We start from the raw sequence: 25686 nt of genomic DNA on the forward strand, positions 1-25686 counted from the left end.
AAAACTGACCGACATTGCTTAGACTGCTAATTCTTAGATAACTAATTCGTTCATAGCTAATCATAGGAGAGACTTGAATATCTCTCCTCAATATTTACTTATGTTTTATTTACTTATTTTTTCTTTACTGGGCGCTGCCAGTTTTTAATGTGCGTCTGTTTCACGCGGCTCACCACCAGCTCACCTTCGTTAATATCACGAGTGACAGTGGTACCAGCACCAATGGTTGCGCCATTAGCCACACTGACTGGGGCAACCAACTGAGTGTCTGATCCAACAAACACATCATCACCAATAACCGTTTTAAACTTATTCACACCATCATAGTTACAGGTAATCGTACCCGCACCGATATTCACGTTACTACCAATTTGTGCGTCACCTAGGTAACTTAAATGCCCTGCTTTAGAGCCTAAGCCCAGAGACGCATTTTTCATTTCAACAAAGTTACCCACATGGGATTTCGCTGCTAATTTAGCACCTGGGCGTAAGCGAGCGAAAGGACCAACGGTACATTCCGTGGATAATTCAGAATTTTCAATCACAGAGTATGGGCTGATAATTGAGTTATCGCCAATCACACAGTTTTTAAGGACACAGCCAGTTTGGATCTGAACGTTATTACCCAGTGTTACGTTACCTTCGATGATCACGTTGGTGTCGATCACCACATCACGCCCATGAGTTAAGGTTCCGCGAATATCAAAACGGGCAGGGTCAATCAGCATCACGCCCGCTAACAGTAATTTTTCAGCTTGTTCTTTCTGGTAGATGCGCTCTAATGCAGCTAATTGCAGACGGTTATTCACCCCTTCCATTTCACTGAGATGGCTCGGATGCACAGTCGCAATTTTGTTACCTTCTTTATGAGCAAGCGCAATAATATCGGTAATGTAATACTCACCTTGGGCATTATTATTGTTCAGTTGGCTTAACCAGCGCTTAAAGTCTTTCCCGCTTGCCACCATAATACCCGTGTTGATTTCTTGGATTTTACGCTGCTCTTCGTTGGCATCTTTTTGCTCAATGATACCAACCACTTCACCATTTTCACGAATAATACGGCCATAACCCGCAGGGTTATCGAGAATAACAGTGAGTAAACCAATACCGCCTTCCGGCTTAGCTTCAACGAGTCGCTGTAATGTGTCTTTAGCGATCAGCGGTACATCGCCATACAGCATAACAATGTCTTCATCATCTTGGAAATGCGGTGCAGCTTGCTGCATAGCATGACCCGTACCCAATTGTTCTGCTTGTAGAACCCAATTGAGGTTTTGTTCACCCAGTTTTTCTTTCAGTAAATCACCGCCATGTCCGTATACCAGATGAATATCCGACGCACCGATTGATTTCGCAGTATCAATCACATGCTGAACCATTGGTTTACCTGCCAGCAAATGCAGAACTTTAGGTAAGTCTGAATACATCCTTGTGCCTTTACCGGCAGCTAAAATCACGACACTTTTTCTTTGCACAGTCATATTTTCCTGAAACTCCAACTTTGGGGTGAAAGTAAACCTATTTCCTGCATAAATTACTACATATTTCGCACAAATAAAAAAGCCAGTTAGTCAAACTAACTGGCTTTTTCTATATTGCTATCATTACATAAGCTTTTTAGTTAACTCGATAACTCGAAGTTTCGCTATTGCTTTTGCAAGTTCTGCTGATGCCTGAGCATAATCAACATCGCCGTGTGCTTTGCGGACATGTTCTTCCGCTTTGCGTTTAGCTTCCACTGCACGAGCTTCGTCTAAATCTTTACCACGGATCGCTGTATCAGCGAGTACGATAACGCCAGTTGGTTGAACTTCTAAAATACCGCCGGAGAGGTAAATTAGTTCTTCTTCACCAAACTGCTTCGTAATGCGCACCATGCCCGGTTTTATGGCAGTCAGCAGCGGGGTATGCTGCGGATAAATCCCCAACTCACCTTCACTACCTGTCACCTGAATTTTTTGTACTAAGCCTTCAAACATCTGTTTTTCCGCGCTTACTACTTTCAGGTAGTATGTCATTGCAGCTACCATATCAACCTCTCGTCAGATGGATTAAAGCTTTTTCGCTTTTTCCACAGCTTCTTCAATGGTACCAACCATGTAGAACGCTTGTTCTGGCAGGTGGTCGTAATCACCGTTCAGGATGCCGCTGAAGCCACGGATAGTGTCTTTCAGAGAAACGAACTTACCTGGTGAACCAGTAAAGACTTCTGCAACGAAGAATGGTTGAGACAGGAAGCGCTGGATCTTACGAGCACGAGCAACAACCAGTTTGTCTTCTTCAGACAGTTCGTCCATACCTAGGATTGCAATGATGTCTTTCAGTTCTTGGTAACGTTGCAGAATAGACTGAACGCCACGCGCAACATCATAGTGCTCTTGACCAACGACCAGTGGGTCTAATTGACGGCTAGTAGAATCCAGAGGGTCAACCGCAGGGTAGATACCCAGAGACGCGATTTGACGGCTCAGAACTACCGTTGCATCTAAGTGAGCAAAGGTTGTTGCTGGTGATGGGTCAGTCAAGTCATCCGCAGGAACGTAAACCGCTTGAACGGAAGTGATAGAACCAGTTTGAGTTGAGGTAATACGTTCTTGAAGAACACCCATCTCTTCCGCCAGCGTTGGTTGGTAACCTACCGCTGATGGCATACGACCTAACAGTGCTGATACTTCAGTACCTGCCAGTGTATAACGATAAATGTTGTCAACGAACAGCAGTACGTCACGACCTTCGTCACGGAATTTTTCAGCCATAGTCAGACCAGTCAGCGCAACACGCAGACGGTTTCCTGGTGGCTCGTTCATCTGGCCATAAACCAGTGATACTTTATCCAGAACGTTTGAGTCTGTCATTTCATGATAGAAGTCGTTACCTTCACGGGTACGCTCACCAACACCAGCGAACACTGAGTAACCTGAGTGCTCAATCGCGATGTTACGGATCAGTTCCATCATGTTTACGGTTTTACCAACACCCGCACCACCGAACAGACCTACTTTACCACCTTTCGCGAATGGACAGATTAAGTCCATTACTTTGATACCGGTTTCCAGCAGTTCAGTTGAGTTAGCTAATTCTTCGTAGCTTGGTGCAGCACGGTGAATAGACCAGCGCTCTTCTTCGCCGATATCACCTTTCATGTCGATTGGTTCACCCAGAACGTTCATGATACGTCCCAGAGTTGCTTTACCGACTGGTACTTCGATTGGGTGCTCTAAGTTTACAACTTCTAAACCACGGCTCAGACCATCTGATGTACCCATTGCGATACAACGGACAACACCACCACCTAACTGTTGTTGAACTTCCAACACCAGTTTTTCTTTACCGTTAATAACCTCAAGAGCATCGTACACTTTTGGTACGTTATCTTGAGGGAACTCGACGTCCACAACGGCGCCGATTACCTGGATAATCTTTCCAGTAGCCATCTTGAATCCTCTACGTAATTCGTAAACCTAGCTGTTAAACCGCGGCAGCACCAGAAACGATCTCGGTCAGTTCCTGAGTAATGCTGGCCTGACGAGCTTTGTTGTAAACCAACTGCAACTCTTTGATCAGGTTTCCACCGTTATCTGTAGCGGCTTTCATCGCTACCATTCGAGCGGCCTGCTCACTAGCTAGGTTTTCAACGACGCCCTGATAAACCTGCGACTCGATATAACGACGCAGCAGGGTATCCAGCAACGCCTTAGGATCGGGTTCATATAAATAATCCCAAGATTTCTTCTTCAGCGTTTCGTCATCGCTTGCAGGCAATGGCAGTAACTGAAGAATCGTTGGCTCTTGAGACATTGTATTGACGAACTTGTTGTTCACCACATACAGTTTATCTAAACGCCCTTCATCATAGGCTTGTAGCATAGAGTTAACTGGGCCAATCAAGTCAGAAAGGGTTGGGTTATCACCCATTCCGGTTACTTGCGAAACGACATTGCCGCCTACAGAACCGAAGAATGCTACCGCTTTAGAACCGATTAAAGCCAAATCAACCTGAACGTTTTTCTCAGACCACGTTTTCATGTCTGCCAGCAGTTTTTTGAACAGGTTAACGTTCAAACCACCACACAGACCACGGTCTGTTGAAACAACCAAATACCCGACGCGCTTAACTTCACGCTCTTCGAGATATGGATGTTTATATTCCAGATTACCTAATGCAAGGTGACCAATCACACTGCGCATGGTTTCTGCATAAGGACGGCTGGCCGCCATGCGTTCCTGCGTTTTACGCATTTTGGACGCCGCGACCATTTCCATCGCTTTAGTGATTTTCTGCGTGTTTTGCACGCTTCCAATCTTGGAACGTATCTCTTTTGCGCCGGCCATTTCTGCTTCTCCTTATTAACCAGACGGCCCATAAAAATTCACGGGCCGAATAGTATTACCAGGACTGGGTGGCTTTGAATGACTCGAGCAGTTTATTCAACTTAGCTTCGATATCATCGTTATATTTGCCCGCCAGACCAATTTCGTTCATAAGGTCAGCATGCTCGCGCTGTGCAAATGAAACTAATGCAGCTTCGAATGCACCAATTTTTGCTAACTCAACATCGTCCAGATATCCACGCTCTGCAGCGAACAGAGACAGTGCCTGCTCTGCTACTGACATTGGTGCATACTGTTTCTGTTTCAGCAGTTCAGTTACTTTCTGACCATGGCTCAACTGTTTACGAGTTGCGTCATCGAGGTCGGAAGCAAACTGAGCAAACGCTGCCAGTTCACGGTATTGAGCCAGTGCTGTACGGATACCACCAGACAGTTTCTTAATGATTTTAGTCTGAGCAGCACCACCAACACGAGATACTGAAATACCTGGGTTAACCGCTGGACGAATACCAGAGTTAAACAGGTTAGATTCCAGGAAGATCTGACCATCTGTAATCGAAATTACGTTTGTTGGTACGAATGCAGAAACGTCACCCGCTTGAGTTTCAATGATTGGCAGAGCAGTCAATGAACCTGTTTTACCTTTCACTTCACCTTTCGTGAATGCTTCTACGTAATCAGCGTTAACGCGAGCAGCACGCTCAAGTAAACGTGAGTGCAGATAGAAAACATCACCAGGGTATGCTTCACGTCCAGGTGGACGACGCAGTAACAGTGAAATTTGACGGTATGCGACAGCCTGTTTAGACAGGTCATCATAAACGATCAGCGCATCTTCACCGCGGTCACGGAAATATTCACCCATCGCGCAGCCAGAGTATGGTGCTAAGTATTGCAGTGCAGCTGATTCAGATGCAGTTGCAACAACAACAATGGTATTTTCCAGAGCGCCGTGCTCTTCCAGTTTACGTACTACGTTAGAAATAGTTGATGCTTTCTGTCCGATAGCAACGTAAACACATTTGATGCCAGAATCACGTTGGTTGATGATTGCATCGATCGCCAGAGCTGTTTTACCAGTTTGACGGTCACCGATGACAAGCTCACGCTGACCACGGCCGATTGGAATCATCGCATCGACTGATTTATAACCAGTCTGTACTGGTTGATCAACTGATTGACGGTCGATAACACCCGGAGCAATAACTTCTACAGGAGAGAAGCCATCGTGCTCAACAGGACCTTTACCATCAATTGGTTGACCCAGAGTATTCACTACACGTCCTAACAGGCCACGGCCTACTGGAACTTCAAGAATACGACCAGTACATTTAACTTTCATGCCTTCTGCTAAATCAGCATAAGGACCCATCACAACAGCACCAACAGAGTCACGCTCTAAGTTCAGTGCGATTGCGTAACGGTTGCCAGGCAGTGCGATCATTTCACCCTGCATGACTTCGGCTAAACCGTGAATACGAATGATACCGTCGTTAACGGAAACAATCGTACCTTCATTGTGAGCTTCACTCACAACATCGAACTGAGCAATACGCTGTTTGATCAGTTCGCTGATTTCGGTGGAATTCAGTTGCATATGCTCCAGTCCCCTTAAGACTGCAAGACGTCAGTTAAACGCTCTAAGCGACCGCGGACACTTCCGTCAATGACGAGGTCTCCAGCACGAATGATCACTCCAGCAATAACAGACTTATCAATTTTGCAATTCAGCTTAACTTTGCGTGACAGACGTTTTTCCATCGCTGCAGAAATTTTAGCTGACTGCTGTTCACTCAGTTCGTTCGCAGAAAGAACATCAACTTCAACAGTTGATTCCAGCGTATCGCGCAATTGAATAAATTGAGCTAATACTTCTGGCATCGTTGTTAAACGACCGTTTTCCGCCATAACACGAATCAGATTTTGAACATGCTCGTCAATTTCATCTCCACAAACAGAGATAAACGTTTTAGCTAATGTTTCTGGTGCAATAGAACCAGAAAGCAGCTCACCAACCTGTGCATTGCGCGTCACCTCAGAGGTGAAGGCCAGCATTTCCTGCCATTTAGCAACAGCTTGGTTTTCCACAGCAAAGTCAAAAGCTGCTTTGGCGTAGGGGCGAGCTACAGTAGCGATTTCAGACATGCCCCTCCCTCCTTACAGTTCAGCGACTAGTTTATCAACGATGTCGCTGTTAGCAGCTTCATCCACGGAACGTTCGATGATCTTCTCGGCACCTGCGATAGCAAGCATCGCAACCTGTTTACGTAACTCTTCACGTGCACGTTTACGCTCAGCATCAATTTCAGCTTGCGCTTGTGCTACGATTTTTGCACGTTCTGCTTCTGCTTCCGCTTTAGCTTCATCAATCATTTGAGTGCGTTGTTTATTCGCTTGCTCGATGATGACTTGAGCTTCAGCTTTCGCTTTTTTCAGTCGGTCGGTTGCGTCGGTTTGCGCCAGTTCCAGGTTCTTTTTAGCACGTTCTGCGGAAGATAAACCGTCAGCAATTTCTTTTTGACGTTTTTCTATGGCCGCCATAATTGGTGGCCATACATACTTCATACAGAACAAAACAAACAGGACAAACGCGATAGCCTGGCCGAGGATTGTTGCATTTAGATTCACAGACAATACCTCTTATTTATTAGTTAGTTAATGTTCTTAATATGTGCCGTAACGTTAATTAGGCAACAGCGAACATTACATATAAGCCCAGACCAACAGCAATCATCGGAATAGCATCGACCAGACCCATTACGATAAAGAACTGTGTACGCAGCAGAGGAATTAAATCTGGCTGACGAGCAGCGCCTTCTAAAAATTTACCACCTAGGATGCCGATACCGATCGCAGCACCGATCGCCGCTAAACCCATCATAATAGCGGCAGCCATGTACAGCAGATCCATACTCAGGTTTTCCATGACAGTCTCCAGTTTGTTTCAGTTAATACAATTATTGATAATAAAATTAGTGCTCTTCAGATGCCATCGACAGATAGACAACAGTCAGAACCATAAAAATAAAGGCTTGTAGCGTAATAATCAGTATGTGGAAGATAGCCCAAGGCAGGCTTAACAACCACTGTGACCACCACGGAAGCAGAGCCGCGATAAGAATAAAGATCAATTCACCTGCATACATGTTACCAAACAGTCGCAGACCGAGTGATACAGGTTTTGACAGCAGGCTAACCCCTTCAAGAATCAAGTTTACAGGGATAAATACCGGATGGTTGAAAGGCTGCATAGTGAGCTCTTTCGTGAATCCGCCAATTCCTTTCATCTTGATGCTGTAAAAGATTATTAGGATAAACACACCAATTGCCATCGACATCGTGATACTTACATCTGCGGTTGGAACAATACGCAGAGCAGGTAAACCTAAATAGTGCTCACCGATGTATGGGATGAAATCAATTGGAAGTAGATCCAGAAGGTTCATTAAAAATACCCAGACGAACACTGTTAATGCCAGAGGGGCAATAACTTTGCTCTTCCCGTGATACATATCACGGACTGAGTTATCAACGAAACCAATGATCAGTTCTATTGCAGTCTGTAACTTACCGGGTACGCCACTAGTCGCATTGGCTGCAACTTTTCTAAATAGCCACAGGAATAAAGCCCCGAGAACTACTGAGAAAAAAAGCGAGTCAATGTTTAACGCCCAAAACGTTGGACTAGCGTGGGGATCGACCAACTCAAAGGTACGTAGATCCAGCTGAAGGTTTCTCAGATGGTGACCTATGTACTCATTTGTAGTCATCACTTCTCCTGATGCAGACATGATGCCTCTTACCCTTTTGTAGTTTAAAAATACTTACCGTTTTACAACGGCTGGTGCAACAATCTGAACAATCAGCACCGCTAAATAGGTCAAACCCAGTGGTGTTAGTGACGCTTTAAACACACCAAAAGCAACAACTAAGACAGTAATTGTTGTAACAACCTTTAACCCTGCTCCTAATGCAAAGAACCAGGCTATGCGGATAGGTTCATCCTCTTCTTTTGCTTTTTGAAAGCGTGATAGCAGCATAAATACGATATTTGGTAACCAGCATGCTAACCCACCAGCAAGAGCAGAGGCCCCCCATTCTATACTATTTGCACAGAAAGCCCCACTGAGGATTACAAAAGTTATTAACTGAATAGACAGTTGCTTAGTCGCATTACTGCCATAAAGGGAAACAAACATAACTTGTGTACTCCCAGCTCTCTCAGCCTAAGAAACGCTAAGGGTTGTATAAAACTGCCTTTGCTTAAATGTGTCAAGAGACAAAAACGTGCAAATTATACGGGCAGGCGAAATGAATTCAATCAGTAAGTAGCGAAAAGGTGAATAAATATTTAATTTTTTCGAGATAGCGCAGAATTAAGACAGGTGAGATTAATAATTTATTAACGATTAGTCGCCTAAAAATAACTTTATGTGATTAAGATCACAACAAATAGTAATCTCTTGATTAATAACCACACTCTTTATCTGGTTAGGAACCTATTTTTAAGCCATAAATCAAATAATTAAACTTGTTATTTTTTACACAAAAAATAGCAAATGATAATTTGAATATTTCATTATTAATGCTAAAACGATTTAGTAAAAATATTAGATTGGGAATATTATTACCCTTAACGTGATTATTTTTGATATATATTGGTTAATATCATGTAAATAATAAGTGAATTTAAAATAATTTTATTTTAATTAAATATAAAAATAGCCGTAACATTGTAAATGTACGGCTACCGCTCTAAAAGATAAAATAATTTTGCTCACAATTAAGTTATTTTTTTAATAGCTTAACCAAGTGCCGTTGCTCATCCAATTCAGGAATTTTTAGCTCTGTGATTGACTCAATTTCAAAACCCTCAGGGAGCTGCGCTAACTCTTCATCACGAACCACGCCTTTTAAGGCATAAAAGCGCCCTTCTTTCGCGGGAAGATGATGACACCAGCTCAACATGTCATTAAGTGAAGCAAAAGCTCGGCTGATAACCCCATCAAATCCCTCATTGGCAGGATACTCTTCCACTCTAAATTGCACAGGTTCAATATTCGTCAGACCGAGTTCATGTTGAACCTGCTTAAGAAAGCGTACACGCTTCCCTAAGCTATCAAGCAATACAAAGTGAGCATCTGGACGGACAATGGCCAAAGGAACGCCAGGAAGCCCTGGACCGGTTCCTACGTCGATAAATTTGTTACCCTTGAGATGTCCGTTCACCACGATGCTGTCCATGATGTGGCGAACTAACATTTGTTCAGGCTCACGTACCGACGTCAAATTGTAGGCTTTGTTCCATTTGTGCAGTAAGCCAACATAATCAACTAATTGCTGTTTTTGCTTATCCGTCAGTTGGATATCGGCTTTTGCCAATAGCTTTGTCAGTTTGCTGAGTAAATCCATATTATGCACTCCGACGCAGCATGCCTTGCTTCTTCAGCCAAACGAGCAGAATCGAAATTGCTGCTGGTGTGATCCCTGAAATACGTGAAGCCTGACCGATAGAAGTTGGTTTGTGGTCATTCAGCTTCGCCATAACTTCGTTCGAGAGACCTTTGACTTGTTTGTAATCTAAATCCACAGGAAGCAACGTGTTTTCATTACGTAATTGACGCTCGATCTCTTCTTGTTGACGTGCAATATAGCCTTCATATTTCACTTGAATTTCAACTTGATCTGCAGCTTGAGGATCTTCAACGCCTGGAGCAAACAAATTCAACGAAGTCAGCATTTGATACGTCATTTCAGGACGGCGTAGTAAATCTTCACCATTCGCTTCTTTGGATAATGGCACGGTCAAAATTTGGTCAATTTCTTCATGGTTATCTGATTTAGGGTGAACCCAAATGTCTTTTAAGCGTTGACGTTCTTTTTCGATCAATTCGACTTTTCGGTTGAAGTGTTCCCAACGAACATCGTCAACTAAGCCTAATTCACGACCTTTTTCAGTTAAACGTAAGTCCGCATTATCTTCACGTAACATCAAACGGTATTCCGCACGCGAAGTGAACATGCGGTACGGTTCTTTGGTTCCTAATGTGCACAGATCGTCAACCAGTACGCCCACATAGGCTTGGTCACGACGTGGGAACCAACCATCTAAGCCAAACGCGTGTTGTGCAGCATTCAGACCCGCTAATAAGCCTTGTGCTGCGGCTTCTTCATAACCTGTGGTTCCGTTAATTTGACCAGCAAAGAACAAGCCTTCAATAAATTTGCTTTCCAGCGTTTGTTTCAGATCTCGTGGGTCAAAGAAATCGTACTCAATAGCGTAGCCAGGTCGAACGATCCTTGCATTTTCCATCCCTTTCATAGAATGGACAATTTGCATTTGTACATCAAATGGCAGGCTGGTGGAGATCCCATTAGGGTAAATTTCGTTACTTGTTAAACCTTCTGGTTCTAAAAAGATTTGGTGAGCGTTTTTATCTGCAAAGCGCATCACTTTGTCTTCAATTGAAGGGCAGTAACGAGGACCTATCCCTTCGATGATCCCTGCATACATAGGGCTGCGATCTAAGTTATTACGGATCACATCATGGGTTTGTTCATTGGTATAGGTGATGTAACAAGGCACTTGCTGTGGATGCTGCTCTTGTGAACCTAAAAATGAGAATACAGGCATTGGGTCGTCACCTAGCTGTTGTGCCAGTTGACTGAAATCGATCGTTCTTGCATCAATACGTGGTGGTGTCCCAGTTTTTAAACGATTTACACGTAATGGTAATTCTCTTAAGCGTTGAGATAACGTAATGGCTGGAGGATCTCCTGCACGACCACCACTGTAATTTTCTAAACCAATGTGAATTTTTCCATCAAGGAAAGTACCCACAGTCAATACCACAGCTTTGGCTTTAAATTTTAAGCCCATGCGAGTAACAGCTCCGGTTACTCGGTTGTTTTCAACAATCAGATCTTCAACAGGTTGTTGGAAGATCATCAAGTTTGGTTGATTTTCTAATGCCGTTCTAACCGCTTGGCGATATAGCACGCGGTCTGCTTGTGCTCGAGTTGCACGAACAGCAGGACCTTTGCTTGCATTGAGCGTTCTAAATTGAATACCCGCTTTATCTGTTGCGGTTGCCATTAAACCACCAAGGGCATCAATTTCTCTTACCAGATGTCCCTTACCGATCCCACCGATGGCTGGGTTGCAAGACATCTGGCCCAATGTATCAATATTGTGAGTCAGTAATAGGGTTTGACGCCCCATACGTGCAGCTGCCATTGCTGCCTCAGTACCGGCATGACCACCACCAATTACGATGACGTCAAATTGCTCTGGATAAAACATGTGTGAACCTTAACGTTAGAAAATGCGGATTCTGCATTCGAGGAGTGAATTCTACTCAAGTTTGTTGGGGAGACCAAGCCCTGACCTCCCGCCTATATAATATAAAGATCTTTTTTATTTAAAGATCTCTTTATTAGATCTTTTATTAGGATCGACCATTTCTGTGGATAAGTGATTTTTCACTTTAAAGATCATCAAAGTGTAAAGGATCATATACTGTGAATGATCCGTGATCCTATTGCGTATAAGCTGGGATCTAAATAGGGACTTATGCACAGGTCTTGAACGACCTAAAACTTATAATCTGGATAACTACCGGTTAATACCATGATCTTACCGTAGTTATCCACAGTTGATTGCTGCTAATTTGAACAAATTAGAGTTCGTTTGCCCAAGTTTTAACCCATTCTCCTGCAGGATCTTCAGGAATTTCGTGTTGCTGAACATCAATTTCAAAGCAATCACCGATCCTTTTCGCGCCATTTTCTTGTAATAAAGTATCTAGCGTGTGGATTGCACCACAAAAGGTATCGTATTCCGAGCTACCAATACCTACGGCACCATACTTGATCTTACTGAGATCCGGTGATTGAGACTGGATAGCTTCAGCAAGAGGTTGAATATTTTCGGGAAGATCCCCTGCGCCATGTGTAGAGCTAACCACCAGCCATAACCCTTCAAGCGGTAAGTCATCTAATTCAGGACCGTGCTGTATATCCGTTTCATAGCCGAGTTCTTCTAAAATCTCTGCCATATGCTCTGAGACATATTCGGCACTGCCCATGGTACTACCGCTAATTAAGGTTACTTTTGTTGCGCTCATGGTTATTCTCTTTCACATTAACAGGGCGCTATTGTACGCTGTGAATGAGCTGGGATCTACCTGTGGATAATGTGGTTATATCATTTTTTTTCTAAGGGCTGATCGTACGCATGATCGGGTTTTGTAAGGAGATCAGCGTTTCTGTGGACTGTATTTCATCTATGGTCTGGATTTTGTTGATAAGTACGTCTTGTAGAGAATCTATCGATCGGCACATGACTTTAATAAAGATACTGTATTGACCTGTTGTGTAGTAAACCTCAACCACTTCTTCTAAAGCATCCAATTTTTTAAGGGCTGTATGGTAGTCTTTAGCACTTTTTAAAATGATTCCGATAAAACAGCAGACATCAAAGCCGAGTTGTTTTGCACTGATATCAATACGTGTGCCTTTTATGATCCCCGCTTGCTTCATTTTTTCCACTCGCACATGAATGGTCCCTGGGCTTACTGAGAATTTTTTGGCTAATTCAGCATAAGGTGTACGCGCATTGACCATTAATTCGTGAAGTATGTCACGATCGAGATTATCGATTTGATAATTTTCAGGCATTATTTAGTCTCCATTTTGATGATTATTCATTTTTATACCCATTTTTTTAATCAAAATAAACAGTAAAGGCTTTTTTTAATGATGGATATTGAATTTATACCTCGTTTTGTTGCTTAATCTACACATCGGCTAATTACAGCAAACAAATTATGGGTAATATTATGGACAAGTCATTCATCGAACATCAGCAACAAATCAGTTTTGTTAAATCTTATTTCTCACGTTTACTTGAAAAAGAGCTTGGTCTCATTGAAGTTCAAGGTCCTATCCTGAGCCGCTTAGGCGATGGTACTCAAGATAACTTATCAGGCTGTGAAAAAGCCGTTCAGGTAAAAGTGAAATCCATTCCTGGTGCAACGTTTGAAGTGGTGCATTCTTTGGCTAAATGGAAACGCAAAACCTTAGGTCGTTTTGGTTTCAGCGAAGGTCAAGGTCTGTATACACATATGAAAGCGTTACGTCCGGACGAGGATCGCTTAACCCCAATCCACTCCGTCTATGTTGACCAGTGGGATTGGGAAAAAGTGATGGCAGATGAGGAGCGTACACTTCCTTATCTGAAGCAGACAGTGGGTAAAATCTATAAGGCAATAAAAGAAACAGAAGCTGCCGTAAGTAAAGAATTTGGTTTGGCACCGTTCCTGCCAGACCAAATTCACTTTATCCACAGTGAAGAGCTGCTAAAACGTTACCCAGACTTAGACGCAAAAGGTCGCGAGCGTGCAATTGCTAAAGAATTTGGGGCAGTATTTTTAATCGGTATAGGTGGAAAACTGTCTAGCGGCGAATCCCATGATGTTCGTGCTCCAGACTACGATGATTGGACCACAGAAAACGAAGATGGTTTTAAAGGCTTAAACGGTGACATCATTGTCTGGAACCCTGTACTACAAGATGCGTTTGAAATCTCTTCAATGGGGATCCGCGTAAGCCCAGAGTGCTTAACTCGCCAGCTGGCATTAACTGGTGATGAAAAACGTATGGAGCTGGAATGGCATCAAGCATTAGTGAAAGGTGAAATGCCACAATCTATCGGGGGTGGTATTGGTCAATCTCGTTTAGTGATGTTGCTGCTACAACGCAAACATATTGGTCAAGTTCAGTGTGGTGTTTGGTCACCTGAAATGACTGAAACCGTTGAAGATATGCTGTAATTATCGATTAAAACGGCGCAGTAATCGGTTTTTTAGCCCTGTATCAAAACGCCAGATATGATCAAATATCTTCATGATACCGGGCTTCCCATAATTTGAGACAGATACCGCATGGAAGCGGTATTTACCAACTTTTTGAAGGGATTTTATTTTTTGGATCAGCTCATCAGGTAAACGTTGAGCCACAAAATCCGAAATCACAACCGCATCCGCATCACTCCACTGTTTTGATTCTAATTTTACGGTTGTTTCGCGTAAACATGCCGCTAAGTCAGTACCTCCACGAAATGTTTGGTGTAAGAAGCGCATACACTGTTCTAAACCATCTGCCGAGAGAAGATCATAATGGACTATTTCAGTGGAAAACAGCATGACATGGCAGGCTCGATTATCCGCCAGCGCAATTTTCATTAAAGCCAGACAAAAAGCTTTTGCACAGCGCTCGTTAATGCCTCCCATGGAGCCTGAAGTATCGATACAAACAACAAACGGTCCCCGAGGCTGTTCTTCATGCTGATGATGAGTTACTGGGCGCAAAACCTTGCGTTCCTGCCAACTTTCCCCTTGCAATCGATAGGTAATGAGCTGTTTCTCTAGTAGCTTTCGGTAAAATTCAAATTCGATATCTTCTAGCCCTAACATTGCGAGTTCAGCGGGTAATAACCGCAAAATATCATCACTTTGGTTTAAACCATTCACTTGTTCAGGCACTGTTTCTGGGACTTTTTCCATTACCGTCATCGGTTCAAGGATGACGTTATCATCCAGAAGAGATTTTGCAGATTGGCTACGTCCTAACAGCTGGGCTATTTTCTCCAGTTCAGGTTGCTGACGTAAAAAATCACTGTAGCGGGCAATCAACTGGTCATTATAAGAAGCAGGGTTACTAAACCCTTTACTAAGATCCCATAAACGTCCTGAAGAGCGTTCATTTTCACCTAAAATATCCTCAAGGTTACCACTGAGAGCTAAGCGTCGTTGTAGTTCCGCCAACAATTGCTCTTTTTCTTGTTCTAGGAGCTCTTTATGTAAAGTTGTTACTTGTAAAATCAAACTGATGCGCCAGCGTTGAACAATCAAAGATTGCCGTGCACTCCGATTTTCTATTTTCCCTTTTTGTAGTTGTAATGCTTCACGGTAAAACGGTGAATCCAGCTGCTCTAATCTGGCGATGAAACTGGGTAATTGAGAGAAAAAAGTATCCGTGGGTATCCCTAATGATTTTTGGTATAGCCCAAATTCTTCAGATAATTGCTGTGGAACTAAAGCATCTTGTAGTTTTTGCTTAAGATCTTTTTTCCAACTGGAGAGATCTTTTAAGAGCGCTTTTTTTAATCGCGGGTGCTTTTCAAAAAAAACGGTCAGCTGTGGGGTAGCAAGAAGAGAAATAATAATCTCCTCAATGAGCTGGCTTTCATTCACGGAAAGCAGTAACTCTAACGACGCTAGGCTCATCATAATTAGTTAGCCACTTTGCCCAGTATTTGCTGACGGAGCTGTGTTAATTTATCGGTAAGCTTCATGAAACTCTCTTCGACACCTGCCAGCCAATGTGCTTCGATAAATAGATTGGGTTGTTGTTTTTCAAATTGATATTTTGCCCCTTGAATCTCATTTTGAATGGTATCCAGTTTATCTAACCACTCTTTATTATTTGTGGCGGGTGTCGCAGCGACGTTTTTATTTTGCAAATATAAGGTTGATGCTTGATGGCTGACATCTAATAGCTGGATTTGGTTTAAATTATTCACTTCAGCTGCCAGTTCTTGGGCGAAACCAATACCATTAAGATGGGCAGATAATGTAGTCCCTTTATTTAAGAAATTCACCAACGCCTTTTTCTCAGTCGTGATAAATGTCACTTTCATATTATGCAGCTGCAATGGGCGATGTAAAAAGAGGGTCATACGTCCTTCGCTGATATTTTCAGGTAATACATAAGAGGCTTTGCGTGCAAACATCGCATTATTTTTTAAAACCTTAAACGCATCTTGATTATTTTGATCTTGCGTGGATGACATCCATTGTTGGTAAACTTGCTCAATTTCTCGCGTAAATTTACGTTGTTGCCAGCCATCCTCTTGAACGAGAGATTTGATCAACTGGGGCAGTAAATTCATAGACTGCATATCGTGCCATAAACAATCTTTGAGCAGCACAATATCCAAAGGTGAAACTGAATCCCGACCGTTAAAGAAAGCACTTGCCTGTAATAAATAAACGGCCTTCTTCCAGCGTCTATCAGAGACATATAAATTCTTTTCTGTTGCATCAATCTGTTGGCGTAACTGATAAATCAGTTCAAAACAATGATCGGGCAGCGAAATTTTGGGAATTTCTTTTTGCCATTCCCGGTACTCTTCTTCACTGATTTTTAGGTGATCAGGAACCAAATTCTCTTCTTGTGGATATTTGCCCGTTAATAAAGCACGGAAGTTTTGTTTTTCTTGAACTTTATCCAGCCAAATTCGCAGTAACATCCTATCAAAAAGTGCTTCAAGGCTATTATCAGCATCCGGCAGTTCATTAGATGCCGTCACTAATAAGCGCATCGGGATATTTTTTTCTACGTCCCCATTACGGAATTTACGCTCATTAATGGCGGTCAATAAGGTATTTAAAATCGCTGGACCCGCTTTCCAGATCTCATCCAGAAAGACAACTTCCGCATCCGGTAGATACCCTTTGGTTAACCGTTCATAGCGACCTTCATCTTTTAAGGCTTGAATGGATAGTGGTCCAAATATCTCTTCAGGAGTAGAAAAGCGAGTCATTAAATATTCGAAGGCATTAGCTTGGCGAAATGCATATTTCATACGACGGGCAATTAAGCTTTTCGCTATTCCCGGTGGTCCCAATAAAAATACGCTTTCTCCGCTGAGAGTCGCGAGTAAACACAAACGAATAGCTTGCTGACGTTCATACAAGCCACCTTCAAGGTAGTTGCTCAATTGGGCTATCCGTTCAGCTAATTGCATAAGGGGTTCCTTTTCTCTAAATAACTCGTCTAAGGGTTAGAGGGAGATGGTTATTGACCAAGCTATTGCTAGGTTATCCGTCCTTTTATTCATTGTGCAATCAGTTTCGTGATTTTTCTTTGATATTATTTGGCATAAAGCACACCTAATATCCGTGTGTTGGCGGATTGAATATTTACTGAGCAGGAACGATTCAGCGATAACTTATTCAATAAGTTAGCTTTTTATGCATAAAAATAGGCTAACGAAACGTTTCGATAGTGATCACAAAACCAAGATAAGAATATTGAGTTGTGGCTGTTCTTTACTATTATTGTATGAGCGAAACGTTTCGCTCATGATGTATCGAAACCCCATAGTAGAAAAAACAGACTAAAAACGGTGGTAAAGAATGAAAAAAGGTATGCTGCTTAACGCTAATATTGCTGCCGTGATTGCGAAATTGGGTCATACCGACCATATCACGCTTGGCGATGCTGGCTTGCCAATTCCTACTGGCACAGAACGTATTGATTTAGCAGTGACACAAGGACTACCGGATTTCATGTCTGTTTTGCGGGTCGTTACCCAAGAAATGCAAGTAGAAAAAGCAATACTTGCCCAAGAAATCAGCAAAATAAATCCACAAATGGAAAAAGCTATTTTAGCCCATCTTCATGAATTAGAAGCGGCACAGGGAAATCACATTGAAGTCATTTATTGCAGCCATGAGCATTTCAAACAACGAACTCATGATAGTAAAGCCGTGATCAGAACAGGGGAATGTTCACCCTACGCAAATATCATTCTTTGTTCCGGTGTGACTTTCTGAGGTGACTATGCAACCTTTATTAGAACTAATCGGCATTGATAAAGCTTTCCCTGGAGTAAAAGCACTCTCTGGAGCCGCTCTAAAAGTCTACCCAGGTAGAGTGATGGCGCTAGTGGGAGAAAATGGTGCTGGTAAATCCACCATGATGAAAGTGCTCACGGGGATTTACAATAAAGATGCGGGAGCGATCCGTTACCTTGGTAAAGACGTGGCATTTAATGGTCCAAAGAGTTCCCAAGAAGCGGGGATCGGGATCATTCACCAAGAGCTAAACTTAATTCCAGAATTAACCATTGCTGAAAATATCTTTTTAGGTCGCGAGTTTGTAAACAAGTTTGGCAAAATTGACTGGAACAAAATGTTTAGTGAGTCAGATAAACTCCTCCAGCGACTCAATCTTAATTACGATAGTCACCAAACCATTGCTGAATTATCCATTGGTGAACAGCAAATGGTCGAAATTGCTAAAGTTCTCAGTTTCCAATCTCAAGTCATCATTATGGATGAGCCGACAGATGCGCTGACTGATACCGAAACCGCCTCACTCTTTCGCGTGATTGAAGATTTAAAATCCCAAGGTTGTGGGATTGTGTATATCTCTCACCGTTTAAAAGAAATTTTCGAAATTTGCGACGATGTGACCGTTTTTCGTGACGGTCAGTTTATTGGTGAAAAGCCCGTCAGTGAATTAGAAGAAGAAAAACTGATTGAGATGATGGTCGGACGTAAGCTGGAAGACCAATATCCGCGAGTCGATGTGCCTGTTGGTGATATTCGTCTTCAAGTTGAAAATGTTTCTGGTCCCGGTGTAACCAATGCTAGCTTCACACTAAGAAGCGGTGAAATTTTAGGTGTTTCAGGTTTGATGGGCGCAGGACGTACAGAGTTGATGAAAATCATCTACGGCGCAGCACCGAAAAAATCCGGCAATATCCAGCTAGAAGGTAAAAACGTCACCTTAAAAACCCCGCAAGATGGTTTGAATAACGGCATCGTTTATATTTCCGAAGACCGTAAGCGCGATGGTTTAGTACTGGGGATGTCAGTAAAAGAAAATATGTCCTTAACTGCATTAGGTTACTTCAGCCACTTTGGCGGTACATTAAAGCATGGTGAAGAGCAAATGACCGTGGGGGATTTTATCCGCTTATTTAATATTAAAACCCCATCCATGGATCAGATAATTGGCAATTTATCTGGTGGTAACCAGCAAAAAGTGGCAATTGCCCGTGGATTAATGACCCGTCCAAAAGTTCTGATTCTTGATGAACCAACCCGCGGTGTTGATGTTGGGGCAAAAAAAGAGATCTACCAATTAATTAACCAATTCAAAAAAGAAGGGCTGAGTATCATCCTCGTTTCTTCAGAAATGCCTGAAGTCATTGGGATGAGCGATCGCATTTTGGTTATGCATGAAGGGCATATCAGCGGCGAATTCTCCGCCAAAGAAGCAACGCAGGAAGCCTTAATGGCGGCCGCAGTCGGTAAAAATTACGGCTCAGTTCAGGAGTTAACAGCATGAGTTCAACAACCGCACCATCAAAACGCTACTTCAGCAAAGCATGGCTAATGGAGCAAAAATCCTTAATCGCCCTATTAGTTTTAATTGCGATTGTTTCAACCTTAAGCCCCAACTTTTTTACAGTAAACAACTTGTTTAACATCCTTCAACAGACTTCTGTGAACGCTATCATGGCTGTGGGAATGACATTGGTTATTCTGACTTCAGGTATTGATTTATCAGTCGGCTCACTACTGGCGCTAACCGGTGCTGTTGCGGCATCTATGGTCGGTGCTGATGTTAATGCATTTGTTGCAGTGGCAGGCGCTTTAGCGCTCGGAGCAGCAATTGGGGCATGTACAGGTGTGATTGTTGCTAAAGGTAAAGTACAGGCATTTATTGCAACATTAGTGATGATGTTATTACTGCGCGGTGTGACCCGTGTTTATACCGATGGTAGCCCAATTAATACTGGATTTAGTGATAACGCTGACTTGTTCGGTTGGTTTGGTATTGGTCGCCCATTAGGTATTCCTACCCCTGTATGGTTAATGGTTATCGTCTTTGCTGCAGCGTGGTACATGCTGCACCACACTCGCTTAGGTCGTTATATCTATGCGTTAGGTGGAAATGAATCAGCAACGCGCTTGTCGGGGATTAATGTCGATAAAATTAAAATTATCGTTTACGCCTTATGTGGCTTATTAGCTGCTCTGGCGAGTGTCATCGAAGTTGCACGTTTATCATCAGCTCAGCCAATGGCAGGTAATGGCTATGAATTAGATGCGATTGCCGCGGTTGTCCTCGGTGGTACAAGTCTTGCTGGTGGTAAGGGGCGTATAGTTGGTACGCTGATTGGTGCCTTGATTCTCGGTTTCCTAAATAACGGATTGAACTTATTAGGTATTTCTTCAAATTACCAAATGATTGTTAAAGCCGTTGTGATTTTATTAGCAGTGCTCGTTGATAACAAAAAATAGTGATTATGACCCCTACCCGATAACGACAGGAATTTTCTTATGAAACTGAATAAATTAGCGACTTTATTTACCGCATTTGCACTAACAGCAACCGTCAGTGTGAATGCGATGGCAAAAGAGAGCATCGCACTGGTTATTTCAACCCTGAACAACCCATTCTTTGTGACCATGAAAGATGCAGCACAAAAAGAAGCGGATAAACTGGGTTATGAACTGATTGTTTTGGATTCTCAAGATAACCCAGCGAAAGAGTTAGCGAACGTACAAGATTTAACGGTGCGCGGCACCAAATTAATGCTGATCAACCCAACTGATTCTGATGCGGTGGGCAACTCAATTCTGATGGCAAACAAAGCAAAAATTCCTGTTATCACCTTAGACCGTGCAGCTAATAAAGGTGAAGTGGTGAGCCATGTTGCTTCCGATAACCGCATGGGCGGAAAAATGGCGGCAGACTTTATCGCCAAGAAAACGGGTAATGACGCTAAAGTGATCCAATTAGAAGGTATTTCTGGAACTTCTGCGGCTCGTGAGCGTGGTGAAGGTTTCAATGCGGGTGCGAAAGAGCATAAATTCAACGTATTAGCGAGCCAGCCTGCGGATTTCGACAGAACTAAAGGCTTGAACGTTATGCAAAACTTACTGACAGCACATCCTGCTGTTCAGGCTGTTTTTGCGCAAAATGATGAAATGGCACTCGGTGCATTAAGAGCGCTGCAAACTGCGGGTCGTGATGATGTGCTAGTGGTTGGATTTGATGGCACAAATGACGGTATTAAGGCAGTTCAAGGTGGAAAATTAGGTGCGACAATTGCTCAGCGCCCAGATCAAATTGGTATTGTTGGGGTACAGATCGCAGATAAAGTATTAAAAGGCGAAAAAGTAGAAGCAACAGTTCCTGTTGAATTAGAACTCGTGGTAAAACAATAATTCCATATAAAGTAACAATCCTTGATAAAACAAGAAGATTGAAGAACCGCCGTGAACTATAGCGGCGGTTTATTTAATTGCGTAGCAAAAGGAAATAAATGTTATGGCAGCAGCTAAACTGGTTGTTTTAGGCAGTATCAACGTTGACCACATTCTTAATGTGCAACAGTTTCCCCAGCCAGGTGAAACTGTAAGAGGCGATCGCTACCAAGTTGCCTTCGGCGGCAAAGGGGCTAACCAAGCTGTGGCGGCAGGACGTAGTGGTGCTGATATAACATTTATTGCTTGTGTTGGTGATGATGATGTTGGCATTAGCATCAAAAAACAGTTACAAAAAGATTCCATCAAGATTGACTGCATTGACTCTGTTGCAGGTGAAACAACAGGGGTCGCTCTGATTTATGTTAATGGTCAAGGTGAAAACATCATTGGGATTAATGCGGGGGCAAACGGGCACCTTTCTACTGAACGATTAGCGGCTTATCAACAAAAAATCATTGATGCAGATGCCTTATTAATGCAACTAGAATCTCCGATTGAAACGGTACAAATGGCAGCTGAAATTGCTCGCCAACATCAAACTCAAGTGATCTTAAATCCTGCGCCTGCACAAGCGTTGCCTGATTCGCTGTTGTCGCTGGTGGATGTTATTACACCAAATGAAACTGAAGCTGAGCATTTAACGGGGATTGCTGTTAATGATGACGATGGTGCGCAAAAAGCAGCACTAGCGCTTCATCAAAAAGGTATTCATAAAGTGATGATTACATTGGGTGCTAGAGGCGTTTGGTATAGCGAATCAGGTAAGCAAGGTAAAATAATACCGGGCTTTAAAGTGAAAGCAGTAGACACCATTGCAGCAGGTGATACATTCAATGGGGCGTATGTAACTGCGCTACTTGAAGGCCAATCCGATGAAGATGCTATCATCTTTGCTCACGCAGCTGCGGCTATTGCAGTTACGCGCCCGGGGGCACAACCTTCTGTTCCATGGCGTAATGAAATTGACCAGTTTCTTCTTCAATAGGATTAATTTGTGGCAACAATGAAAGATGTTGCTCGCCTTGCGGGCGTATCAACATCCACCGTCTCCCATGTTATCAACCAAAATCGCTATGTCAGTGAAAGTGTGACCTCACGGGTAAAAAGTGCAATTGAACAACTCAATTATGCACCTTCAGCCTTAGCGAGAAGTTTGAAAATGAATCGCACAAATACAATCGGTATGTTACTCACTGCGAGTAATAACCCTTTTTATGCTGAGGTGGTGCGTGGAGTCGAGCGTAGTTGCTACGAACTGGGTTACAGTTTGATCCTATGCAACACGGAAGGGGATCTGAAACGCATGGATCATAGCTTAGAAACTTTGCTGCAAAAGCGCGTTGATGGGCTACTTATTATGTGTACTGAAGTGCAGGGACCATCCAAAACTGTTTTTTCCCGTTATCCATCGGTTCCAACAGTGATGATGGACTGGTCTCCATTTGAATCTGCTGGCGATATTATCCAAGATAACTCGTTCCTTGGTGGTGAAATTGCAACACGTTATTTAATTGATGCTGGTTTTACGCGAATCGCTTGTATTGCCGGTCCTCAAGATAAATCCCCAGCGCAGGCGCGTTATCAAGGCTTCCTTCATGCCATGAAAGCAGCATCGCTGAATATCTACGATGAATACATTATCTTCAGTGATTTTGAGTTTTCGGGTGGATTTGACTCGATGAATAAACTCTTGGCACTACCGAATCCCCCAGATGCTATTTTTGCGGGGAATGATGCGATGGCGGTCGGTGCTTACCAAGCGATTTACCAAAAAGGCATGAAAGTGCCTGACGACATTTCCATTATTGGTTATGACGATATTGCACTCTCTTCTTATATGATCCCGCCACTCACCACGGTTCATCAGCCGAAAGATGAACTTGGTCAGCAAGCGGTTAACCAACTTATTTATCGAATGGATAATCCAGATGCTGAACCATCTGTTTTAGTCTTAACGCCAAAACTAGTGGAACGTCAATCAGTGAGGAAACGCTAATTCTGCGTTTTCTCGGATTTTTTGTCTTTAATTAAATTATCACCATCGGTTTTACTGAGTAATAGAAACACAAAGGCAGAAAGTAACGTTATAGCTCCGATCGTAATAAATGTGTAATGGAAGTTATCCACAACATTGCTATTTGGCTGATTATCAAAAAAGCTCAAAATGGTAGCACTCACCGCGATCCCAAAACTAATAGACAGTTGCTGAGTCACGGCTAACATACTGTTGCCGGCGCTAGCGTTATTATCTGTTAAGTCCGCTAAGCAAATGGTATTCATGGCAGTGAACTGTGTGGACATCACCATTCCTAAAATAAACAGTGGGATAATGAGCAAGTAAATCGACATATCGGGGCTTTGCAGTGAAAATTGTGAAATCATCAACCCGATAATTACCGTGACAGTAAACAGCGTATTTCGATACCCAAATCGAGTTAAGATTCTGGTGACTGCAGATTTAGCTGTAATTGACCCAATCGCCAGCGGAGCCATCATCATTCCTGCCACAACGGCTTCATAACCAAATCCTACTTGCAGCATCAATGGCATTAAGAATGGAATACTTCCAGTACCTAATCGAGTGGCGATGTTACCGCTAATACCAATGGAAAAGGTTCTCGTCTTAAATAAGTTGAGCGGAATAATCGCATGCTTAATGCGCCTTGCGTGAAGTATATAAAGAAGAAGGCAAAGAAAACCGCCCAGAACTATCGCTAAAGGTATATAGCTAGATAATGATTTATCGCCAAACAGATCCAGACTGACTGAGAGCATGACCAAGCCAAACCCGAATAGGATAAACCCGAGGGTATCAAACTTACGTTTCGGCATTTTAAAATCAGGCATATGCTTTAATGCATAAATAATACCGAGTACACCAATAGGGATATTAATAATAAATATCCAATGCCATGTGGCATAGGTGACAAGAATCCCGCCTAACAAAGGTCCTAATATAGGACCGACTAATCCAGGAATAGTCACAAAGTTTAAAATTGGCAAGAGTTCACTACGGGGGTAAGCACGGATCAATGCGAGTCTTGCTACAGGCATCATCATCGCACCGCCAATTCCTTGAATCACTCGTGAAGCCACTAACACTGTGAGTGAGGGAGAAAGCGCACAGAGTAGTGAACCTAGAGAAAAGAGAGAGACGGCAATAATAAAGATACGTCGAGTGCCAAATCTGTCTGCGAACCAACCACTCACTGGGATTAGTAACGCCACGGTTAAGGTATAGCTCACAACGGCAGATTGCATCGCTAATGGGGAATGATGCAAACTTTTGGCAATATCAGGTAGTGCCGTATTCAATATAGTGGCATCCAACGCTTGCATAAAGAAAGCCATCGCGGCAATCCACGGCAAACCCGACATATTTTTAGCAGTCTTAAACATCCGTTACCTATTGATAATTTGGTGAGCGAATTCGTTCTATTAGCTTATTTTTGCATTGTCGTTAATAAGGTATAGCAGAGATCGCAAGCTTCACGACTCTTACCATTAATAATAGCATCGGCAAGTTGTTGGTGAAGTTCTACTTCTATTGCATCATTTTCCGTTATTACATCAAAGTAAAGTTGATATACCGATCTAAAGAGATTGGCGAACGAAATTAAAAATGGATTACAGCACGCACGATAGATAGTTAGATGAAAACGAAAATCGACTTTTATCCAATGAGACCTATCAAACTCCTTATCGAGGAGAGTCATCTCATTAGACAGTAATTGCAGGGTCTGTTTTTGTTCTTCTGTGGCGTTTAGTGCTGCGAGATAACAAGCTTGGGGTTCAATGGCGAGACGAACAACTTGAAAGTGTTTAATCACCACGGATTTTTCTTCACTGTTAATCCACCAATTTAGCAAGTCTTGATCGAGGAAGTTCCAATTAGAAGCGGGCATCACTCGAGTACCAATTCGGGGGCGTGCTAAAACCATACCTTTCGCGGCTAATATTTTAATGGCTTCTCTGATGGCTGTTCGGCTGGCATTAAACTGTTTTGATAACTCTAATTCGCTGGGAAGAATAGTATCAGATAAATAGGATTCTTTTAAAATGAGCTGCCCAAGACTCCGAGCAATAATAAAAGAGAGGTTTTTTTGTGAGGCATTTTGTTGTTTACTCAATTCCATGATTTATCCCATGCAGATACTAATCACTGATATGTTACGTGAGTAAATCAATTATTGCTGCTGAAATAGTCAAAAAACAGTAGTAATTTACGGTATTAAGTCATATTTGGCTAAAAAAAACGCGAACGAAATAAATATGT

25 protein-coding genes are annotated in these 25686 nt (G+C 42.7%); 7 read left to right on the forward strand and 18 right to left on the reverse strand.

Annotation, left to right across the window (positions count from 1 at the left end):
- Positions 1–113 precede the first annotated feature (113 nt).
- The 14 genes from glmU to asnC form a co-directional block, all read right to left on the reverse strand.
- Entirely contained in the window at positions 114–1484 is a 1371-nt protein-coding gene (gene glmU, locus PROVALCAL_RS17340; RefSeq protein WP_006660645.1) for a bifunctional UDP-N-acetylglucosamine diphosphorylase/glucosamine-1-phosphate N-acetyltransferase GlmU, read from the reverse strand.
- A gap of 123 nt (positions 1485–1607) precedes the next feature.
- Positions 1608–2033, reverse strand: a complete 426-nt coding sequence (locus PROVALCAL_RS17345) for a F0F1 ATP synthase subunit epsilon (protein ID WP_006660646.1) — start codon at positions 2031–2033, stop codon at positions 1608–1610.
- A gap of 21 nt (positions 2034–2054) precedes the next feature.
- Positions 2055–3437, reverse strand: a complete 1383-nt coding sequence (gene atpD, locus PROVALCAL_RS17350; RefSeq protein ID WP_006660647.1) for a F0F1 ATP synthase subunit beta — start codon at positions 3435–3437, stop codon at positions 2055–2057.
- 34 nt (positions 3438–3471) lie between these two features.
- Positions 3472–4335 (reverse strand): F0F1 ATP synthase subunit gamma, encoded by an 864-nt coding sequence (gene atpG / locus PROVALCAL_RS17355; protein WP_006660648.1) that lies wholly within the window; start codon positions 4333–4335, stop codon positions 3472–3474.
- A 55-nt stretch (positions 4336–4390) separates the two neighbouring features.
- A complete protein-coding gene (gene atpA, locus PROVALCAL_RS17360) occupies positions 4391–5932 on the reverse strand; it encodes a F0F1 ATP synthase subunit alpha (protein WP_006660649.1) in 1542 nt (513 codons plus the stop codon).
- 14 nt (positions 5933–5946) lie between these two features.
- Positions 5947–6480, reverse strand: a complete 534-nt coding sequence (gene atpH, locus PROVALCAL_RS17365) for a F0F1 ATP synthase subunit delta (protein ID WP_006660650.1) — start codon at positions 6478–6480, stop codon at positions 5947–5949.
- 12 nt (positions 6481–6492) lie between these two features.
- Positions 6493–6963 carry a F0F1 ATP synthase subunit B gene (atpF, locus tag PROVALCAL_RS17370; RefSeq protein WP_006660651.1) on the reverse strand — a complete coding sequence of 157 codons (471 nt, stop codon included), beginning with the start codon at positions 6961–6963 and terminating at the stop codon, positions 6493–6495.
- Positions 6964–7021: 58 nt separating this feature from the next.
- A complete protein-coding gene (gene atpE, locus PROVALCAL_RS17375; RefSeq protein WP_004246596.1) occupies positions 7022–7261 on the reverse strand; it encodes a F0F1 ATP synthase subunit C in 240 nt (79 codons plus the stop codon).
- A 46-nt stretch (positions 7262–7307) separates the two neighbouring features.
- Positions 7308–8126, reverse strand: a complete 819-nt coding sequence (atpB, locus tag PROVALCAL_RS17380; RefSeq protein ID WP_006660652.1) for a F0F1 ATP synthase subunit A — start codon at positions 8124–8126, stop codon at positions 7308–7310.
- A gap of 33 nt (positions 8127–8159) precedes the next feature.
- A complete protein-coding gene (atpI, locus tag PROVALCAL_RS17385; protein WP_006660653.1) occupies positions 8160–8534 on the reverse strand; it encodes a F0F1 ATP synthase subunit I in 375 nt (124 codons plus the stop codon).
- Positions 8535–9123: 589 nt separating this feature from the next.
- Positions 9124–9747 (reverse strand): 16S rRNA (guanine(527)-N(7))-methyltransferase RsmG, encoded by a 624-nt coding sequence (rsmG, locus tag PROVALCAL_RS17390; protein WP_006660654.1) that lies wholly within the window; start codon positions 9745–9747, stop codon positions 9124–9126.
- Position 9748: 1 nt separating this feature from the next.
- Entirely contained in the window at positions 9749–11638 is a 1890-nt protein-coding gene (mnmG, locus tag PROVALCAL_RS17395; protein ID WP_006660655.1) for a tRNA uridine-5-carboxymethylaminomethyl(34) synthesis enzyme MnmG, read from the reverse strand.
- A 376-nt stretch (positions 11639–12014) separates the two neighbouring features.
- Positions 12015–12461 carry an FMN-binding protein MioC gene (gene mioC / locus PROVALCAL_RS17400; RefSeq protein WP_006660656.1) on the reverse strand — a complete coding sequence of 149 codons (447 nt, stop codon included), beginning with the start codon at positions 12459–12461 and terminating at the stop codon, positions 12015–12017.
- 91 nt (positions 12462–12552) lie between these two features.
- Entirely contained in the window at positions 12553–13014 is a 462-nt protein-coding gene (asnC, locus tag PROVALCAL_RS17405) for a transcriptional regulator AsnC (RefSeq protein WP_006660657.1), read from the reverse strand.
- Positions 13015–13175: 161 nt separating this feature from the next.
- Here asnC and asnA point away from each other — a divergent pair, with 161 nt between their 5' ends.
- Complete coding sequence (gene asnA / locus PROVALCAL_RS17410; RefSeq protein WP_006663268.1) at positions 13176–14168, forward strand: aspartate--ammonia ligase; 993 nt, start codon at positions 13176–13178, stop codon at positions 14166–14168.
- Here the strand turns inward: asnA and viaA are convergent, their stop codons facing one another.
- A complete protein-coding gene (viaA, locus tag PROVALCAL_RS17415) occupies positions 14169–15626 on the reverse strand; it encodes an ATPase RavA stimulator ViaA (protein WP_006660659.1) in 1458 nt (485 codons plus the stop codon).
- Positions 15627–15628: 2 nt separating this feature from the next.
- On the reverse strand, positions 15629–17146 hold the full coding sequence (gene ravA, locus PROVALCAL_RS17420; RefSeq protein ID WP_006660660.1) for an ATPase RavA: 1518 nt from the start codon (positions 17144–17146) through the stop codon (positions 15629–15631).
- 391 nt (positions 17147–17537) lie between these two features.
- On the opposite strand from ravA, the gene rbsD reads away from it, so the two are divergent.
- The 6 genes from rbsD to rbsR all read left to right on the forward strand — a co-directional run bounded on the left by rbsD (position 17538) and on the right by rbsR (position 23406).
- The gene (gene rbsD, locus PROVALCAL_RS17425; protein WP_006660661.1) at positions 17538–17957 is read left to right on the forward strand and encodes a D-ribose pyranase; all 420 of its coding nucleotides are present in this window, start codon (positions 17538–17540) and stop codon (positions 17955–17957) included.
- Positions 17958–17964: 7 nt separating this feature from the next.
- Positions 17965–19479, forward strand: coding sequence for a ribose ABC transporter ATP-binding protein RbsA (gene rbsA / locus PROVALCAL_RS17430; RefSeq protein WP_006660662.1), 1515 nt, complete (start codon positions 17965–17967; stop codon positions 19477–19479).
- Positions 19476–20438: a ribose ABC transporter permease gene (gene rbsC / locus PROVALCAL_RS17435; protein ID WP_006660663.1), complete on the forward strand. Its 963-nt coding sequence runs from the start codon at positions 19476–19478 to the stop codon at positions 20436–20438. Before rbsA ends, rbsC begins: the two co-directional genes overlap by 4 nt.
- Before the next feature lie 39 nt (positions 20439–20477).
- The gene (rbsB, locus tag PROVALCAL_RS17440) at positions 20478–21368 is read left to right on the forward strand and encodes a ribose ABC transporter substrate-binding protein RbsB (protein WP_006660664.1); all 891 of its coding nucleotides are present in this window, start codon (positions 20478–20480) and stop codon (positions 21366–21368) included.
- 103 nt (positions 21369–21471) lie between these two features.
- Complete coding sequence (rbsK, locus tag PROVALCAL_RS17445; protein ID WP_006660665.1) at positions 21472–22395, forward strand: ribokinase; 924 nt, start codon at positions 21472–21474, stop codon at positions 22393–22395.
- Positions 22396–22404: 9 nt separating this feature from the next.
- Positions 22405–23406 carry a ribose operon transcriptional repressor RbsR gene (gene rbsR / locus PROVALCAL_RS17450; protein ID WP_006663274.1) on the forward strand — a complete coding sequence of 334 codons (1002 nt, stop codon included), beginning with the start codon at positions 22405–22407 and terminating at the stop codon, positions 23404–23406.
- Here the strand turns inward: rbsR and mdtD are convergent.
- Together mdtD and PROVALCAL_RS17460 are read right to left on the reverse strand one after the other, a co-directional pair.
- A complete protein-coding gene (mdtD, locus tag PROVALCAL_RS17455; protein WP_006660667.1) occupies positions 23403–24809 on the reverse strand; it encodes a multidrug transporter subunit MdtD in 1407 nt (468 codons plus the stop codon). The two genes, rbsR and mdtD, sit on opposite strands and share 4 nt — an antisense overlap.
- 44 nt (positions 24810–24853) lie before the next feature.
- Positions 24854–25546, reverse strand: a complete 693-nt coding sequence (locus PROVALCAL_RS17460; RefSeq protein ID WP_006660668.1) for a FadR/GntR family transcriptional regulator — start codon at positions 25544–25546, stop codon at positions 24854–24856.
- Between the last annotated feature and the right edge of the window lie 140 nt (positions 25547–25686).

Origin of the sequence: Providencia alcalifaciens DSM 30120 (assembly GCF_000173415.1) — a bacterium.
GTDB classification, from domain to species: domain Bacteria; phylum Pseudomonadota; class Gammaproteobacteria; order Enterobacterales; family Enterobacteriaceae; genus Providencia; species Providencia alcalifaciens.